Consider the following 14,826-nt stretch of genomic DNA (forward strand, 5'->3'; position numbering starts at 1 on the left):
GCGCAATAATATGACAGATAAAATGATTCACGATCAAGCTAGTGGCCTACGCCGATTAACTCAACCATCACTGACTAAAGTTATATCAGTGACGGGGGGGAAAGGTGGCGTGGGTAAATCTAATGTAACCTTGGGGTTAGCCATTTGTATGGCTCGACAAGGAAAAAAAGTAACTGTTTTAGATGCTGACTTAGGCTTAGCTAACGTTGATATCATGCTCGGAATTCGTCCTAAACGAAATCTAGGTCATGTATTAGCGGGAGAATGTGAGCTTCGCGACGCGATAGTTGAAGGTCCTCATGGAATAAAAATCATCCCTGCAACTTCAGGTACGCAAAGCATGACGGAGCTATCTCATGCACAGCATGTAGGATTAATTCGCGCATTTGGTAGCCTAGAAGAAGAAATGGACATACTGTTAATAGATACCGCTGCGGGTATCTCTGACATGGTCGTCAGTTTTTCTCGAGCTGCTCAAGATGTAGTTGTCGTTGTTTGTGATGAACCGACGTCGATCACTGATGCATATGCCTTGATCAAACTTCTGAGCAAGGAACATCAGGTGCAACGATTCAAAGTTGTTGCAAATATGGTCAGAAGCTACCGTGAAGGGCGAGAATTATTCGCAAAGTTGACCTTGGTCACAGAGAGATTCTTGAATGTAAGTCTTGAACTCGTAGCATGTATTCCATTAGATGATAAAGTTCGTCAAGCGGTTAAAAAACAAAAAATAGTTGTTGATGCGTTTCCACGCTCACCAGCGGCATTAGCCATTAGTTCATTAGCGAATAAAGCTTTGACCTGGCCAATCCCCAAAACGCCGAGTGGGCATTTGGAATTTTTTGTCGAACGACTTCTTAATCGGTCTGACATTTTAGGGGAAACACTGAGTGAATAAAGCGCTAACTTACGATCAGTACGCGAACCAAAATAGCCAAAAGGTTTTTTTGGAGAAGTATTCCGTGTTGGTTAAACGCATAGCGCACCACTTGATAGGACGCCTTCCTCCAAGTGTTCAGGTCGACGACTTAATTCAGGCTGGCATGATAGGTCTCTTAGAGGCACAGAAGAACTACGACGGCAGTAAAGGTGCAAGTTTTGAAACCTACGCTGGCATTCGTATTCGTGGCGCGATGCTTGACGACATTCGCCGTGGTGATTGGGTTCCACGCTCTGTTCATAAGCATAACCGTGAAATTGGCAATGCAATCTCTACACTGGAAGGGGAGCTAAATAGAGACCCAACAGACGCAGAAGTTGCAAATCACCTAGAAATGTCTCTAGACCAGTACCATACTGTTTTAACAGATATAAATTGTTCTAGGCTGGTTGGGATAGAAGATTTAGGTATTTCAGATGATGCCATATCTCCGGTAGACGATGATAAAAACACCCCATTCAGTGGTGTAGCGGACGAGTTTTTTAGAAAAGCATTAATAGAATCAATAAAATCACTACCAGAGCGTGAAGCCTTAGTACTTTCGCTTTATTATGATGAAGAGTTAAACTTAAAAGAAATTGGTGAAGTAATTGGTGTGAGCGAATCTCGTGTTAGCCAAATATTAAGCCAGTCAATGCAGCGTTTACGTACCAAGTTAAGTGCGTGGACAGAACATGAATAACAATCACTGATTTCAATCTCAGTGGAGGCAATTTTGAATAAAAATATGAAAATCCTTATTGTTGATGATTTTTCAACAATGCGTCGTATCGTTAAAAACCTACTACGTGACTTGGGGTTTAATAATACTCAAGAAGCAGATGACGGCCTTACTGCGTTGCCAATGTTAAAAAAGGGTGAGTTTGATTTCGTTGTTACTGACTGGAATATGCCAGGAATGCAAGGAATTGACCTACTAAAGAATATTCGTTCTGATGCTGAACTTAAGCACTTACCTGTACTTATGATTACAGCTGAAGCTAAGCGCGAACAGATCATTGAAGCGGCACAAGCTGGTGTTAACGGTTATATTGTGAAACCTTTCACGGCAGCTACGCTTAAAGAAAAACTGGATAAAATTTTTGAGCGTTTATAAGCCAAAAGTCATAGACATTTCTTAAGCGTAATTAGGACCAAATCAGGATGATTTCACTAGAACAGGCAAAACAACTTGTCGAGCTACTGGAAAGTGAGCAACAACAGGAAGCTGACACGCTGGTAAAAGCTATCTATGAGGGTGGAGAGAAATCCATGCTTAATGAGGTAGGTGCGCTGACCAGAGATCTCCACGATTCACTACAGAACTTTCATATCGATGAACGTATGAGTGAGATTGCCAAAGACGAGATTCCCGATGCACGCGATAGGCTAAGATACGTAATCGAAAAAACAGAAGTCGCAGCGAATAAAACGATGGATGCTGTTGACCGTTGTATGCCTATTGCAAATAACCTTCATGAAGGTCTTGTTCAAGTAAGACCACAGTGGAATGAGTTAATGCACGGCCGCATTGAACTCGCACAGTTTAAAGCACTTTGTCACCGTATTGACGGCTTACTGACTGAGGTTGAAGGCGATAGTACAGAACTAAAAGGCCAGCTGACTGAAATTTTAATGGCGCAAGATTTCCAAGATCTTACCGGACAAATTATCAGCCGGGTCATCACTTTAGTTAATGAAGTTGAAGACCGTTTAGTCGAGATTCTTACTATGTTTGGTACTAGCCAAAAAGTAGAAGAATCAGAGGAAAACAATAATAAAGCATCAATCAGTCCTGAAGGACCAATAATGAATCCTAACGAGCGAACGGATGCAGTTTCATCTCAAGATGAAGTCGATGACTTGCTATCAAGTCTTGGGTTTTAGGGGTAACGTATGAGCTATGATTTAGACGAAGATATTCTACAGGACTTTTTAGTTGAGGCGGGTGAAATACTCGAACTGCTTTCAGAACAACTAGTTGAACTCGAAAATAACCCTGACGACAAAGAACTTCTTAATGCTATCTTCCGTGGGTTCCACACCGTAAAAGGTGGTGCAGGGTTCCTATCATTGACTGAACTTGTTGACACCTGTCATGGTGCCGAAAACGTGTTTGACATCTTGCGAAATGGGCAACGTTCGGTCAATGCGGGTCTCATGGACACTATGCTACGTGCACTAGACACGGTGAACGAGCAATTTAAAGCGGTTCAAGAATCAGAACCACTTCCGGTCGCGGATCAGGAACTATTGGATGAGCTTCACCGCTTATGCCGCCCAGAATCAGAAGATGAAGCTTCAGTGGAAGTTGCTGCCCCTGTAGAAGATGTAGTCATTCCAGAGCCCGTCGTTGAAGCTTCAGTTCATGAAATTCCAGCCGCCGATGAATCGGTAGGATCGGTTGATGAAATAACCGAAGACGAATTTGAAAAGCTGCTTGACGAGTTACACGGCAAAGGAACTGCACCTAATCTATCTAACGCAGCCCCAGCTCCAGTCGCGCCAGCTACACCTTCAGTGCCAGAAGCCAGTGGTGACATCACTGATGATGAATTTGAAAAATTACTCGACGAACTGCACGGTTCGGGTAAGAGCCCAACAGCTAATACATCACAGCCTGTAACTCCACCCCCAGCTCCTAAAGCCCCTGTTCTTGACGCGGCTTCAGCTGCTGCTGGCGGCGATGATTTAATGTCTGATGCTGAGTTTGAAAAGCTTCTTGACGATCTACATGGTTCCGGTAAAGGCCCTTCACCCGATGAATTAGAAGCGGCAACGAATCCAGTAGCAGAAGCGCCTGCTCCGGCGCCTGTAGCAAAACCAGCACCTCAACCCGTGGCGAAGCCACAAGCTGCACCACAAGCACCTGCTAAGGCACAAGCGAAACCGCCTGCTAAGAAAGAAGCATCAGTGCCGGCAACTCAAGCTAAAAAGCCTCAAGCTGAAGCAACGGTTCGTGTTGATACTTCAACCTTAGATACCATCATGAACATGGTTGGCGAATTAGTACTGGTTAGAAACCGTCTACTCAGCCTAGGTCTGAACAGCAATGACGAAGAAATGTCCAAAGCTGTTTCTAATTTGGATGTTGTGACAGCCGATCTTCAGGGTGCGGTAATGAAGACTCGAATGCAGCCAATTAAGAAAGTATTTGGCCGATTCCCTCGAGTTGTAAGAGACCTTGCCAGAAGTTTAAATAAAGACATCACGCTAGAAATGCGTGGTGAAGACACCGATTTAGATAAGAACTTAGTTGAGGCACTTGCTGATCCACTGATTCACTTGGTGAGAAACTCGGTTGACCATGGTATTGAAATGCCAGATGACCGTGCAGCCGCGGGTAAGCCTCGTAACGGTAAAGTTATCTTGTCTGCTTCTCAAGAAGGCGACCATATTGAACTTGCTATCGTCGATGACGGTGGAGGTATGGAGCCTGATAAACTGCGTGGTATTGCTGTTAAGCGCGGTATCATGGATGAAGATGCAGCGTCTCGTTTGACCAATAAAGAGTGTTTCAATCTCATCTTTATGCCTGGATTCTCGAGTAAAGAACAGATTTCTGACATATCAGGTCGTGGTGTGGGTATGGACGTTGTGAAAACAGCGATTAATACCCTAAATGGCTCGATCGATATAGATTCTGAACTTGGTAAAGGCACCAAGATTACTATCAAAGTTCCACTTACTTTGGCCATTCTTCCTACCTTGATGGTAGGGGTTGCGGGACATCCATTCGCTTTACCTTTAGCGAGTGTTAATGAAATCTTCCACCTTGATTTAAGCCGAACCAACGTTGTTGATGGACAGCTAACGATTATTGTTCGTGAAAAGTCTATTCCTCTGTTCTATTTACAAAACTGGCTTGCGCCTCAGGCCGGAGTCGTCGAATTACGAAAAGGTCATGGTCACGTAGTTATTGTACAAATAGGCAGCCAACGAGTGGGTTTTGTGGTTGATACCTTGATTGGTCAAGAAGAGGTCGTCATTAAGCCTCTTGATAACCTATTACAAGGTACACCAGGAATGGCCGGTGCAACTATTACCAGTGATGGTCATATCGCACTTATTTTAGACGTGCCAGATTTGTTGAAGCAGTATGCAGCTGCCTCAAGAATCTAATTATTCGTCACTAAAAAAAGGGAACACATGGCGATTAAAGTACTCGTAGTTGATGATTCAAGCTTCTTTCGACGTAGAGTCAGTGAGATCATCAACTCTGAATCGCGTTTAGAGGTAATGGACGTTGCAGTCAATGGCAGAGAAGCCGTTGAAAAGGCTAAAACACTTAAGCCTGACGTCATTACAATGGATATTGAGATGCCAATTATGGATGGTATCACGGCTGTTAAGCAAATTATGGCCGCGTGTCCGACACCAATATTGATGTTTTCTTCTCTAACGCACGATGGGGCTAAGGCCACATTAGATGCTCTAGATGCTGGCGCATTAGACTTTCTACCGAAGAAATTCGAGGATATCGCTCGGAATCGAGATGATGCTGTCAGTCTGTTACAGCAACGCGTGATACAAATTGCCTCCAAGCGAACATTAATGAGAAGAACGCCCGTTGTGGCTCCTCGAACGACGAGTTCTTCAGCGCTAGCTCCTAAGCCAACGGTAGGGTCGCGAACGAGTACGGCTAAGCCTTCTGCACCTGCTGCGACTCGATTTAAGGCGAGCGGTAAGAAATACCAGCTCACGGCTATTGGTACATCGACCGGTGGCCCTGTTGCTCTTCAAAAAATTCTGACCAAATTGCCGGGGAATTACCCTCATCCCATTCTATTGATTCAGCATATGCCCGCGACGTTCACATCCGCTTTTGCTAGTCGTCTAAATTCGCTATGTAAAGTCGAAGTGAAAGAAGCACAAGATGGTGATGTATTAAAACCTGGAGTGGCCTACCTAGCACCAGGTGGTAAGCAAATGATGGTTGACGGTAGGCCGGGCTCTGCACGCCTTCGAATTATAGACGGTGGCGAACGAATGAATTACAAGCCTTGTGTCGATGTGACATTTGGTTCTGCCGCGAAAATCTATGCTGATAAAGTACTTTCTATGGTTTTAACTGGCATGGGCGCAGATGGCCGAGAAGGTGCTCGCATGCTCAAGTCCGCAGGGGCGACCATATGGGCACAAGACGAAGAAAGCTGCGTAGTATATGGCATGCCGCAAGCCGTGGCCAAAGCCGGAATTTCGACTGAAGATTTACCACTTGATAGAATCGCTGAGCGAATGCTTGTCGAAGTCGGGATTGGGTAGAGGAAACTTAATGATAGTTTGGAGTGTCGCTAACCAAAAAGGCGGAGTAGGTAAAACAACAACAACGATTACCCTTGCAGGCTTACTCAGCAAGCAGGGTAAAAGAGTTTTACTTGTCGATACCGACCCTCATGGTTCATTAACGACATACCTTGGGTATGATTCGGATGACGTACCCGCAAGTCTGTTTGATCTTTTTCAGCTTAAAGAATACACCGAGCAAAGTGTTTCTCCGTTGATCTTGAGAACAGAAATCGAAGGCATTGATATCATTCCCGCGCACATGTCTTTGGCGACATTAGACCGAGTTATGGGCAATCGAAGTGGCATGGGGCTGATATTAAAGCGAGCACTGATCGCGTTACGCGCCAACTATGATTATGTCTTGATTGATTGCCCGCCGATTTTAGGTGTGATGATGGTCAATGCACTGGCTGCTAGTCATCGAATATTGATTCCAGTACAAACAGAATTTTTAGCGATGAAAGGGCTAGAGCGCATGGTGCGAACGCTAGCCATAATGCAAAAATCTCGAAACAAAGGTTTTGATGTAACGATAGTTCCAACGATGTATGACAAACGCACCAATGCGTCACTTCATACGTTAAATCAGTTAAAGAAAGACTATCCAGATCAAGTTTGGAACTCTGCAGTTCCGATTGATACCAAGTTTAGAGATGCAAGCCTGCGTCATCTACCGGTATCCCACTTTGCGGCGGGTAGTCGAGGTGTTTTTGCTTACAAACAGTTACTACTTCACCTTGAGAGGTTAAGTATTAATGAGTAGCCAAACAATGATTTCGAGTGAGCAAGCACTGGATGATTATTTCACATCGTTGCTGGATGATGTTGAAACACAAGAACCTGAATTAGAAGCTGTAGACATAGACACAATTGCGGCTCAGGAAGAAGCCTTTGACAGTGCAGAACTCGAACCTAAATTTGAGTTAACAGAGGCTCCCCAACCTGAAAAAAGCTTTTATAAGCTTCATGGTGATGAGATCGTCTTACCAAATTTAGACGATGTTGAGCGCTTATTGCAACAAATGGAAACCAGCAACCCAGTTGCCGAATTAGATCTCGAAGAGATCATTGAACAGAACACCATTCAAATAGCAGAAGAAAAAAACGCTCAGCAAATTGAAGAAGAGATTCAAGATTGGACTGTTGACGAACCGTTACTTGAAGAACAAGTCATTGAATCGACTCTGACAGAAGACGTTGCGTTACAAGATGAAGTGGTTGCGAAGAAATTTGTGACCGAAGAGCCGATTCTAGATGAGCCGGCAATACAGGAACCAGAAATTCATGTCGACGTTGAAATAGACACTGAACTTGCTACTCAATCAGGCGATAGCAAACAAAACGAGTGGCAAAGTACGAAACGCGATGAAGATTTCCAAGTGCTCTATTTTGATGTCAACGGAGTCGTATTTGCTGTGCCACTGGATGAGCTAGGTGGGATTCATCGCCTGGGTGAAGTTAGCCATTTGATAGGCCGACCAAGTTGGTATCTTGGTTTGCAAACGAGCAAAGACAACCAGCTTGATGTTGTTGATACCGCGAAATGGGTCATGCCTGAAAAACTAGCAGACGACAGCCATAAAGAGCAATATCAATACATTGTCATGCTTGGCGAGAGTATGTGGGGATTGGCAAGCACAGAATTGAAAGGTACTGAGTTACTCAATACTGAAAAAGTACGCTGGCGAGAAACGGCAGGAAAACGACCGTGGCTTGCGGGAATGGTTAAAGAAAAAATGTGCGCTTTAATTCATGTTGAAGCATTGATAGCTATGCTTAAAGCAGGGCTTGATGTAAAAGCACTCGATAAATAACGTATTTGTGTCGGGAAACGACTTAGAGAGGAAAAGGTATGTCTCAAGCTAATGAAGTCGAAGTGAGAAAAGAACAGTCTAATGACGAAGTGCTTCAGTGGGTGACGTTCCAACTTGAGGAAGAAACTTACGGCATTAATGTAATGCAAGTTCGAGAAGTCTTGCGTTACACAGAAATTGCGCCTGTTCCAGGTGCTCCAGACTACGTACTGGGTATTATTAACCTTCGTGGTAATGTCGTTACGGTAATCGATACTCGCTCACGCTTTGGGTTAATGGAAGGCGAAATCACGGATAATACTCGAATTATTGTGATTGAATCAGAACGTCAGGTCATTGGTATACTCGTGGATAGTGTTGCTGAAGTTGTGTACTTACGTTCTTCTGAGATTGATACCACACCAAGTGTTGGTACTGATGAAAGTGCTAAGTTCATCCAAGGTGTTAGCAACCGTGATGGCAAGCTACTGATTCTTGTTGATCTAAACAAGCTGCTTTCTGATGAAGAATGGGATGAGATGGCTCACCTATAATGGGAATAGACTTTGCGGCTAGCACTCCCATTTTGATGGGGGTTTTAAGTTTCATTATTGTCGTTATAGGTTTGCTTGCTTATCGCTCAAAGATTCTTGGGAAAAAGCAGCGAGAACTCTATAGACAACAGATCCGCAACTTCGATAAAGAGCTACAGAAATCCAATAAACAGCTACTCGAGGTGAGATCGGTTGTTGTAGGGTTAGGGCAAAGAGTCAGTGAGCAGCAGGATATCATCAAGCATTTGGATGAAAGGATTTCAGAGCTTGAACATGCTGATAGTGATGGCCGTCTCTATACTCGTGCAAGTAAGATGGTACAACTGGGTGCCGGACTGCATGAGCTAATTGAAGAGTGTGAACTCCCTAAAGCAGAAGCTGAACTCATGATGTCTTTGCAGAATAAGCTTACCGGTAAAGAAAAAGTCCCTCCTCTAGAAACAAGCCCAGAGCGAAGGTCTCAAGCTCAGCGAACGACACAAAATAGAAAGTAACTAATAAGGAGGCCTAGCCTCCTTTTTTCATTTCCAATATCTATATTTTCACTTGTAACTCTAAAGTATTAAATGAGACAAATAGTGACGATTTATTAACAGTTTCTTACGTAGTTTCGTGACTCGTGAAGTCGTAATTCTATTTCGTAAAATGTTGTCTGTGTTACTATAAGTTTCATGAATTTTCCTGATGACCTCACATGTTAGAAGTAAAACAACTCACCGCTATCCGAGATGAAAGAATTTTATTCGAATCCCTGTCTTTTATCATAAATGAGGGTGAGTTGGTTCAGGTAGAAGGCCGAAATGGCACCGGAAAAACCACTCTACTGAGAATCGTTACAGGTCTTGGTGATAGAGATGATGGTGAGATATATTGGAATGGCGAGAATATTGAATCTAATCGAGACGCGTTCCATCAGGATCTATTATTTCTAGGGCATCAAACTGGCGTTAAGCGTGAGCTCACAGCGTTTGAAAATCTACACTTTTACCAATCTATCCATGCTCCTCATCTTCGAGATAAAGACACAATCTTTAAAGCACTGACTAAAGTAGGGCTTGCTGGTCGTGAAGATGTGCCAGTTGCGCAGCTTTCTGCTGGGCAGCAACGTCGAGTAGCGCTGGCTCGTCTTTGGCTAAGTGATCAAAAACTATGGATACTTGATGAACCTTTGACAGCGATTGACAAGCAGGGTGTTAAGGTCTTAGAGGCTTTATTCTTACAACATGCAGAGCAAGGTGGAACCGTGATTTTAACCACTCACCAAGACATGTTTACAGATAATCCCAAGCTTAGAAAAATTAAGTTAGGAAATTAGAGATGATTTCAACAATGACTACCATTGTTCGACGTGAATTATTGATAGCGTTTCGTCGACAAGCCGATATTTTTAATCCTCTTTGGTTTTTTATCATTGTGATAACGCTGTTTCCATTGAGTATTGGCCCTGAGCCTAATTTGCTGGCGAGAATCGCGTCTGGCATTGTGTGGGTGGCGGCGTTGTTATCGGCACTTTTGTCATTAGAAAGACTACTCAGAGACGATTTCCAAGACGGTGCGCTAGAGCAAATGATGCTCATGCCAGTTCCGCTTCCGATCGTGGTTCTTTCGAAGGTTATTGCCCATTGGGTTCTAACTGGATTGCCGCTCATTGTTATTAGTCCTTTGCTCGCGATTTTACTTTCTTTGGATTTCAATACCTGGAAAGCGGTGGTATTAACATTATTAATTGGTACACCAACGTTAAGTTTCATTGGCGCGATTGGTGTCGCTTTGACCGTTGGTTTGCAAAAGGGAGGGGTGCTACTTAGCCTTCTGATCCTTCCTCTGTATATTCCAATTTTAATTTTTGCCACGTCTGCGATAGATGCGGCCTCTTTAGGTGTTATGTACAACGGCCAACTTGCCGTTTTAGGCGCAATGTTTGTTGGGTCAATGACATTAACACCTTTCGCTATTAGCGCGGCACTTCGCGTTAGCGTCCATTAAAAAGTTGTTTTTATAATTCTAGAACGGGTCTTAAGTCCGTCTAAACGAAGCAAGAGTGAGATTTACAATGTGGAAATGGCTCCATCCCTATGCCAAACCAGAAACCTCTTATAATTTGTGTGGTAGGTTGCTTCCTTGGTTTGCAACATTAGCGTTACTTTGTCTTTCGATAGGTACCATTTGGGGCCTAGCGTATGCACCATCAGATTATCAACAAGGCAATAGCTTTCGTATTATCTATATTCACGTTCCTTCTGCAATTTGGTCGATGGGTGCGTATATGTCGATGGCGATAGCGGCATTCATCGGTCTTGTTTGGCAAGTGCGTCTATCAAGTATGGCGGCCGCTGCCATGGCACCAATTGGCGCTGTTTTTACCTTCATCGCCCTTTTGACGGGTGCCGTTTGGGGCAAACCTATGTGGGGAACATGGTGGGTATGGGACGCTCGATTAACTTCTGAGCTAATTCTTCTTTTCCTCTACCTTGGGGTCATTGCCCTTTACCATGCGTTTGATGATCAAAAAACGGCCGCAAAAGCGGCGGGTATTTTGGCGATCGTTGGCGTGGTTAATATTCCAATTATTCACTTCTCTGTTGAGTGGTGGAACACGTTGCATCAGGGCGCGACTATCACCAAGTTCGATCAGCCATCTATTTCCAATGAAATGCTTTGGCCTTTACTGCTGAATATCTTTGGCTTTGCATTTTTCTTCGGTTGGGTCACTATGATTCGTTTCCGAAATGAAATTATCAGTAAAGAAAGCCATAGGCCGTGGGTCATTACACTGGCAACGAAAAAATCTCAGGGGGGAGCATAACGATGTATTTTGATTCACTGAGTGAATTCTTTCAAATGGGTGGCTATGCCGCCTATGTTTGGAGTGCCTTTGGCATAACTTTTTTATCAATGTTTATTATTTTAGTCACAAGCATCCGACGCGGAAAGAACCTGTTTAGAGAGGTTCAAGCCAAGGTCGATCGTCAAGCTCGAATTGATGCAGCGAAGGATTTGGAGAACACTTTATGACCCCAAGACGTAAAAAGAGGCTCGGTATTGTTCTTGCGATATTTTTTGGTATCGCCACAACCGTTGGATTAATGCTCTATGCACTTAATCAAAATATGGATCTCTTCTATACCCCAACAGAGCTAGTAAACGGTAAACCTGATGGTACTAAGCCAGAGGTTGGCCAAAGGCTTCGAATTGGTGGCATGGTTGTTCCAGGTTCTGTATCACGCGACGCCCAATCATTACGCGTGAGCTTTGATCTTCATGATGTGGGTCCAATCGTCACTGTTGTTTATGATGGCATTCTTCCTGACCTTTTCCGTGAAGGGCAGGGCATCGTTGCACAAGGTGTATTACTTGATTCAACGACAGTCGAAGCCTTTGAAGTATTAGCCAAGCATGATGAAGAGTATGTACCTTCAGAAATAGCAGAGGCGATGAAAAAAACACATGAGCCTCTTCAATACTCTGAAGAGCAATTGCAAGGAAGTGACAAATGATTGTTGAAGTAGGTCACTTCGCCTTGATCGTATCACTTGGGCTGGCGGTGTTGCTGAGCATCCTCCCTCTCATCGGTGTGTCTAAAAACAATACGATGCTTATCAATACTGCAAGGCCTTTGTCTTGGGGTATGTTTTTCCTAATTCTTGTTTCGTTTATTGTTTTGTTGTGGGCATTTTATGTCAATGACTTTACCGTTAACTATGTAGCAACTAACTCGAATAGCCAATTGCCTTGGTATTATCGCCTTACTGCTGTTTGGGGTGCGCATGAAGGTTCACTTTTACTGTGGGCTCTTATTCAAGCGGGTTGGACGGTTGCAGTTGCCAAATTTAGCCGTGGAATGCCTCAAGAATCGGTAGCACGTGTCCTGGCTGTCATGGGTATGATAACGGTCGGTTTCTTACTGTTCATTATCGTTACGTCTAACCCATTCTTACGTACACTGCCATTTTTCCCTGTTGATGGTCGAGATCTAAACCCACTACTACAAGATCCGGGTTTGATCATTCACCCACCAATGCTTTACATGGGTTACGTTGGCTTCTCTGTGGCATTCTCTTTTGCGATTGCGTCACTGATGTCAGGCCGTTTAGATACCGCTTGGGCACGTTGGTCTCGCCCTTGGACAACTGCAGCATGGTTATTCCTTACTCTTGGTATCGCGCTAGGCTCTTGGTGGGCTTACTATGAACTTGGCTGGGGCGGCTGGTGGTTCTGGGATCCAGTAGAAAACGCATCATTCATGCCTTGGCTTGCTGGTACGGCACTGATGCACTCACTTGCGGTAACCGAGAAGCGCGGTACGTTTAAGGCGTGGACGGTTCTATTAGCCATATCTGCGTTCTCGTTGAGCTTATTGGGTACCTTCCTTGTTCGTTCGGGAATTTTGGTCTCGGTACACGCATTTGCTTCTGATCCTGCTAGAGGCATGTTCATCCTTGGCTTCTTAGTCTTTGTGATCGGTGGTTCATTACTTCTGTTTGCATTAAAAGGTTCCGCAGTTCGTGTGCGAGGTAATTTTGAGCTCGTATCACGTGAGAATGCTCTACTAGGTAACAACGTAATATTGATTGCAGCACTGGTTGTTGTTCTTGTGGGTACATTGCTGCCACTTGTCCATAAGCAACTTGGGTTGGGATCAGTCTCGATTGGTGCACCGTTCTTTGACATGCTATTCGCGTGGTTAATGATACCGTTTGCGTTCCTGCTCGGTATTGGTCCACTGATTCGTTGGAAGCGAGATAACCTGTCGAAATTGATTAAACCGATGACGATATCTGGCGTTCTTTCTTTTGGTCTTAGTGCGCTAGCAATCAAGCTGTTTGCGGAACATTACAGTGGTATGGCCTACATGGGCTGGGTGATGGCATTCTGGATCGTCACTATGCATGGCTTTGAGTTGTATGAAAGAGCGACACACCGTCATACGTTCTTAAAAGGTATTGGAAAACTTCCACGTAGCCACTGGGCGATGATTTGTGGTCACTTAGGTATGGCAGTCACTGTGATTGGTATTGCCATGGTTCAAAACTACAGCATAGAACGTGATGTACGTTTGGCTCCGGGTGAACATTATCAGATTCAAGGTTATGACTTCTATTTTGAAGGTCTACGTGACGAAGATGGTCCTAACTACGATGGCTTCATTGCTGATTTTGTGATCACTCGTGACGGCAAATATGTCAATACTCTTCATGCAGAGAAGCGTTTCTACCGCACTGCGAGATCGATGATGACTGAAGCGGCGATCGATCGTGGTGTCACTCGTGACCTCTACATCGCGTTGGGTGAGCAATTAGACGATAACGTTTCTTGGGCTGTTCGAATCTACCACAAACCATTTATTCGTTGGATTTGGGCTGGTTCATTGATCATGTCTTTAGGCGGAGTAATTGCGATAAGTGACAAACGTTATCGTTTTCGAAAAACAGACAAAGCCAGTAAGAAACAGGAGGCGTAAATGAACAAGAAGATACTATTTATTCCTCTGATTGCGTTTCTTGCTTTGGCGGCCGTGTTTGCGACGCAATTAGTTCGAAACTCGCAGGGCGATGATCCAACAAAGCTAGAATCGGTTCTTATCGGAAAGCAAGTACCTGAGTTTCGTTTGGAAGATTTAGCACAGCCAGGCAAGCTCTACAGCCAGAACATTTTTAAGGGTGAACCACTGCTTCTGAATGTGTGGGCGACTTGGTGTCCAACGTGCTATGCCGAGCATCAATACCTGAACGAACTCGCTGCGAATGGTGTCAAAATCATTGGCCTGAATTACAAAGATCAGCGTGACAAAGCTGTAGGTTGGCTCACTGATTTAGGCAACCCATATCTAATTAGCCTCTTTGATGGTGACGGTATGTTAGGGCTTGACCTAGGGGTGTACGGTGCTCCAGAGACATTTCTAATCGGTGCGGATGGTGTCGTTCGCTACCGCCATGTTGGCGATGTGAATGCTCGCAACTGGGCTGAAAAGCTTGGACCAATGTATGAAGAACTCTTAGCGGAGGCAAAGCAATGAAAAAGCTAATCATGTCTTTGTTTGCTGTTTTTGCTGTCTCTATGGGCGCTTCAGCGGCGATTGATGTTTATGAGTTTGACACTTTAGAACAAGAACTTCAGTTCAAAGCGTTAGGCCATGAATTGCGTTGTCCAAAGTGTCAAAACAATACGATCAGTGATTCGAATGCTGAGCTTGCTCAGGACTTGCGCCAAAAAGTCTACGAGATGACAAAGGAAGGTAAGTCAAAATCTGAAATTGTCGATTACATGATCG

18 protein-coding genes are annotated in these 14,826 nt (G+C 44.2%); all 18 read left to right on the forward strand.

From position 1 onward, the window contains the following. Nucleotides 1-10: 10 nt before the first annotated feature. Nucleotides 11-898: a MinD/ParA family protein gene (locus BCU12_RS05835; RefSeq protein WP_198599262.1), complete on the forward strand. Its 888-nt coding sequence runs from the start codon at nt 11-13 to the stop codon at nt 896-898. Continuing rightward, a complete protein-coding gene (locus BCU12_RS05840) occupies nt 891-1,622 on the forward strand; it encodes an RNA polymerase sigma factor FliA (RefSeq protein WP_102403414.1) in 732 nt (243 codons plus the stop codon). Before BCU12_RS05835 ends, BCU12_RS05840 begins: the two co-directional genes overlap by 8 nt. Nucleotides 1,623-1,667: 45 nt before the next feature. Further along, nucleotides 1,668-2,036 (forward strand): chemotaxis response regulator CheY, encoded by a 369-nt coding sequence (gene cheY / locus BCU12_RS05845; RefSeq protein WP_102403415.1) that lies wholly within the window; start codon nt 1,668-1,670, stop codon nt 2,034-2,036. Between the two features lie 47 nt (nt 2,037-2,083). Beyond that, the gene (locus BCU12_RS05850) at nt 2,084-2,806 is read left to right on the forward strand and encodes a protein phosphatase CheZ (protein ID WP_102403416.1); all 723 of its coding nucleotides are present in this window, start codon (nt 2,084-2,086) and stop codon (nt 2,804-2,806) included. Nucleotides 2,807-2,815: 9 nt separating this feature from the next. After that, entirely contained in the window at nt 2,816-5,041 is a 2,226-nt protein-coding gene (locus BCU12_RS05855; RefSeq protein WP_102403417.1) for a chemotaxis protein CheA, read from the forward strand. A 27-nt stretch (nt 5,042-5,068) separates the two neighbouring features. After that, the gene (locus tag BCU12_RS05860) at nt 5,069-6,184 is read left to right on the forward strand and encodes a chemotaxis response regulator protein-glutamate methylesterase (protein ID WP_102403418.1); all 1,116 of its coding nucleotides are present in this window, start codon (nt 5,069-5,071) and stop codon (nt 6,182-6,184) included. A 10-nt stretch (nt 6,185-6,194) separates the two neighbouring features. After that, complete coding sequence (locus tag BCU12_RS05865) at nt 6,195-6,971, forward strand: ParA family protein (protein ID WP_102403419.1); 777 nt, start codon at nt 6,195-6,197, stop codon at nt 6,969-6,971. After that, nucleotides 6,964-8,022 (forward strand): chemotaxis protein CheW, encoded by a 1,059-nt coding sequence (locus BCU12_RS05870; protein WP_198599263.1) that lies wholly within the window; start codon nt 6,964-6,966, stop codon nt 8,020-8,022. The genes BCU12_RS05865 and BCU12_RS05870 overlap by 8 nt, the downstream gene beginning before the upstream one ends. Nucleotides 8,023-8,060: 38 nt before the next feature. Next, a complete protein-coding gene (locus BCU12_RS05875) occupies nt 8,061-8,555 on the forward strand; it encodes a chemotaxis protein CheW (RefSeq protein ID WP_102403421.1) in 495 nt (164 codons plus the stop codon). After that, complete coding sequence (locus tag BCU12_RS05880; protein WP_102403422.1) at nt 8,555-9,049, forward strand: DUF2802 domain-containing protein; 495 nt, start codon at nt 8,555-8,557, stop codon at nt 9,047-9,049. Before BCU12_RS05875 ends, BCU12_RS05880 begins: the two co-directional genes overlap by 1 nt. A 200-nt stretch (nt 9,050-9,249) precedes the next feature. Next, the gene (gene ccmA / locus BCU12_RS05885) at nt 9,250-9,870 is read left to right on the forward strand and encodes a cytochrome c biogenesis heme-transporting ATPase CcmA (RefSeq protein WP_102403423.1); all 621 of its coding nucleotides are present in this window, start codon (nt 9,250-9,252) and stop codon (nt 9,868-9,870) included. A gap of 2 nt (nt 9,871-9,872) precedes the next feature. Then, nucleotides 9,873-10,541 (forward strand): heme exporter protein CcmB, encoded by a 669-nt coding sequence (gene ccmB / locus BCU12_RS05890; protein WP_102403424.1) that lies wholly within the window; start codon nt 9,873-9,875, stop codon nt 10,539-10,541. Nucleotides 10,542-10,608: 67 nt separating this feature from the next. Next, on the forward strand, nt 10,609-11,361 hold the full coding sequence (locus tag BCU12_RS05895; protein WP_102403425.1) for a heme ABC transporter permease: 753 nt from the start codon (nt 10,609-10,611) through the stop codon (nt 11,359-11,361). Between the two features lie 2 nt (nt 11,362-11,363). After that, nucleotides 11,364-11,570 (forward strand): heme exporter protein CcmD, encoded by a 207-nt coding sequence (ccmD, locus tag BCU12_RS05900; protein ID WP_102403426.1) that lies wholly within the window; start codon nt 11,364-11,366, stop codon nt 11,568-11,570. Next, nucleotides 11,567-12,052, forward strand: coding sequence for a cytochrome c maturation protein CcmE (gene ccmE / locus BCU12_RS05905; protein ID WP_102403427.1), 486 nt, complete (start codon nt 11,567-11,569; stop codon nt 12,050-12,052). The genes ccmD and ccmE overlap by 4 nt, the downstream gene beginning before the upstream one ends. After that, complete coding sequence (locus BCU12_RS05910; protein ID WP_102403428.1) at nt 12,049-14,016, forward strand: heme lyase CcmF/NrfE family subunit; 1,968 nt, start codon at nt 12,049-12,051, stop codon at nt 14,014-14,016. Before ccmE ends, BCU12_RS05910 begins: the two co-directional genes overlap by 4 nt. Next, the gene (locus BCU12_RS05915) at nt 14,017-14,571 is read left to right on the forward strand and encodes a DsbE family thiol:disulfide interchange protein (RefSeq protein WP_102403429.1); all 555 of its coding nucleotides are present in this window, start codon (nt 14,017-14,019) and stop codon (nt 14,569-14,571) included. Next, a partial coding sequence (locus BCU12_RS05920; protein ID WP_133153816.1) for a cytochrome c-type biogenesis protein occupies nt 14,568-14,826 on the forward strand: 259 nt, incomplete at its 3' end. The genes BCU12_RS05915 and BCU12_RS05920, both read left to right, overlap by 4 nt.

It is taken from the genome of Vibrio sp. 10N.261.55.A7 (assembly GCF_002877365.1).
In the GTDB taxonomy this organism is placed as follows: Bacteria; Pseudomonadota; Gammaproteobacteria; order Enterobacterales; family Vibrionaceae; genus Vibrio.

Bases quoted from the DNA above. Each gene is read 5' to 3' on its own strand.
- BCU12_RS05880 (WP_102403422.1), top strand. From the start codon at position 8,555: ATGGGAATAGACTTTGCGGCTAGCACTCCCATTTTGATGGGGGTTTTA.
- BCU12_RS05870 (WP_198599263.1), top strand. From the start codon at position 6,964: ATGAGTAGCCAAACAATGATTTCGAGTGAGCAAGCACTGGATGATTAT.
- ccmD (WP_102403426.1), top strand. From the start codon at position 11,364: ATGTATTTTGATTCACTGAGTGAATTCTTTCAAATGGGTGGCTATGCC.
- BCU12_RS05910 (WP_102403428.1), top strand. From the start codon at position 12,049: ATGATTGTTGAAGTAGGTCACTTCGCCTTGATCGTATCACTTGGGCTG.
- ccmE (WP_102403427.1), top strand. From the start codon at position 11,567: ATGACCCCAAGACGTAAAAAGAGGCTCGGTATTGTTCTTGCGATATTT.
- cheY (WP_102403415.1), top strand. From the start codon at position 1,668: ATGAAAATCCTTATTGTTGATGATTTTTCAACAATGCGTCGTATCGTT.
- BCU12_RS05915 (WP_102403429.1), top strand. From the start codon at position 14,017: ATGAACAAGAAGATACTATTTATTCCTCTGATTGCGTTTCTTGCTTTG.
- ccmA (WP_102403423.1), top strand. From the start codon at position 9,250: ATGTTAGAAGTAAAACAACTCACCGCTATCCGAGATGAAAGAATTTTA.
- BCU12_RS05855 (WP_102403417.1), top strand. From the start codon at position 2,816: ATGAGCTATGATTTAGACGAAGATATTCTACAGGACTTTTTAGTTGAG.
- BCU12_RS05875 (WP_102403421.1), top strand. From the start codon at position 8,061: ATGTCTCAAGCTAATGAAGTCGAAGTGAGAAAAGAACAGTCTAATGAC.
- BCU12_RS05850 (WP_102403416.1), top strand. From the start codon at position 2,084: ATGATTTCACTAGAACAGGCAAAACAACTTGTCGAGCTACTGGAAAGT.
- BCU12_RS05860 (WP_102403418.1), top strand. From the start codon at position 5,069: ATGGCGATTAAAGTACTCGTAGTTGATGATTCAAGCTTCTTTCGACGT.
- BCU12_RS05835 (WP_198599262.1), top strand. From the start codon at position 11: ATGACAGATAAAATGATTCACGATCAAGCTAGTGGCCTACGCCGATTA.
- BCU12_RS05865 (WP_102403419.1), top strand. From the start codon at position 6,195: ATGATAGTTTGGAGTGTCGCTAACCAAAAAGGCGGAGTAGGTAAAACA.
- ccmB (WP_102403424.1), top strand. From the start codon at position 9,873: ATGATTTCAACAATGACTACCATTGTTCGACGTGAATTATTGATAGCG.
- BCU12_RS05895 (WP_102403425.1), top strand. From the start codon at position 10,609: ATGTGGAAATGGCTCCATCCCTATGCCAAACCAGAAACCTCTTATAAT.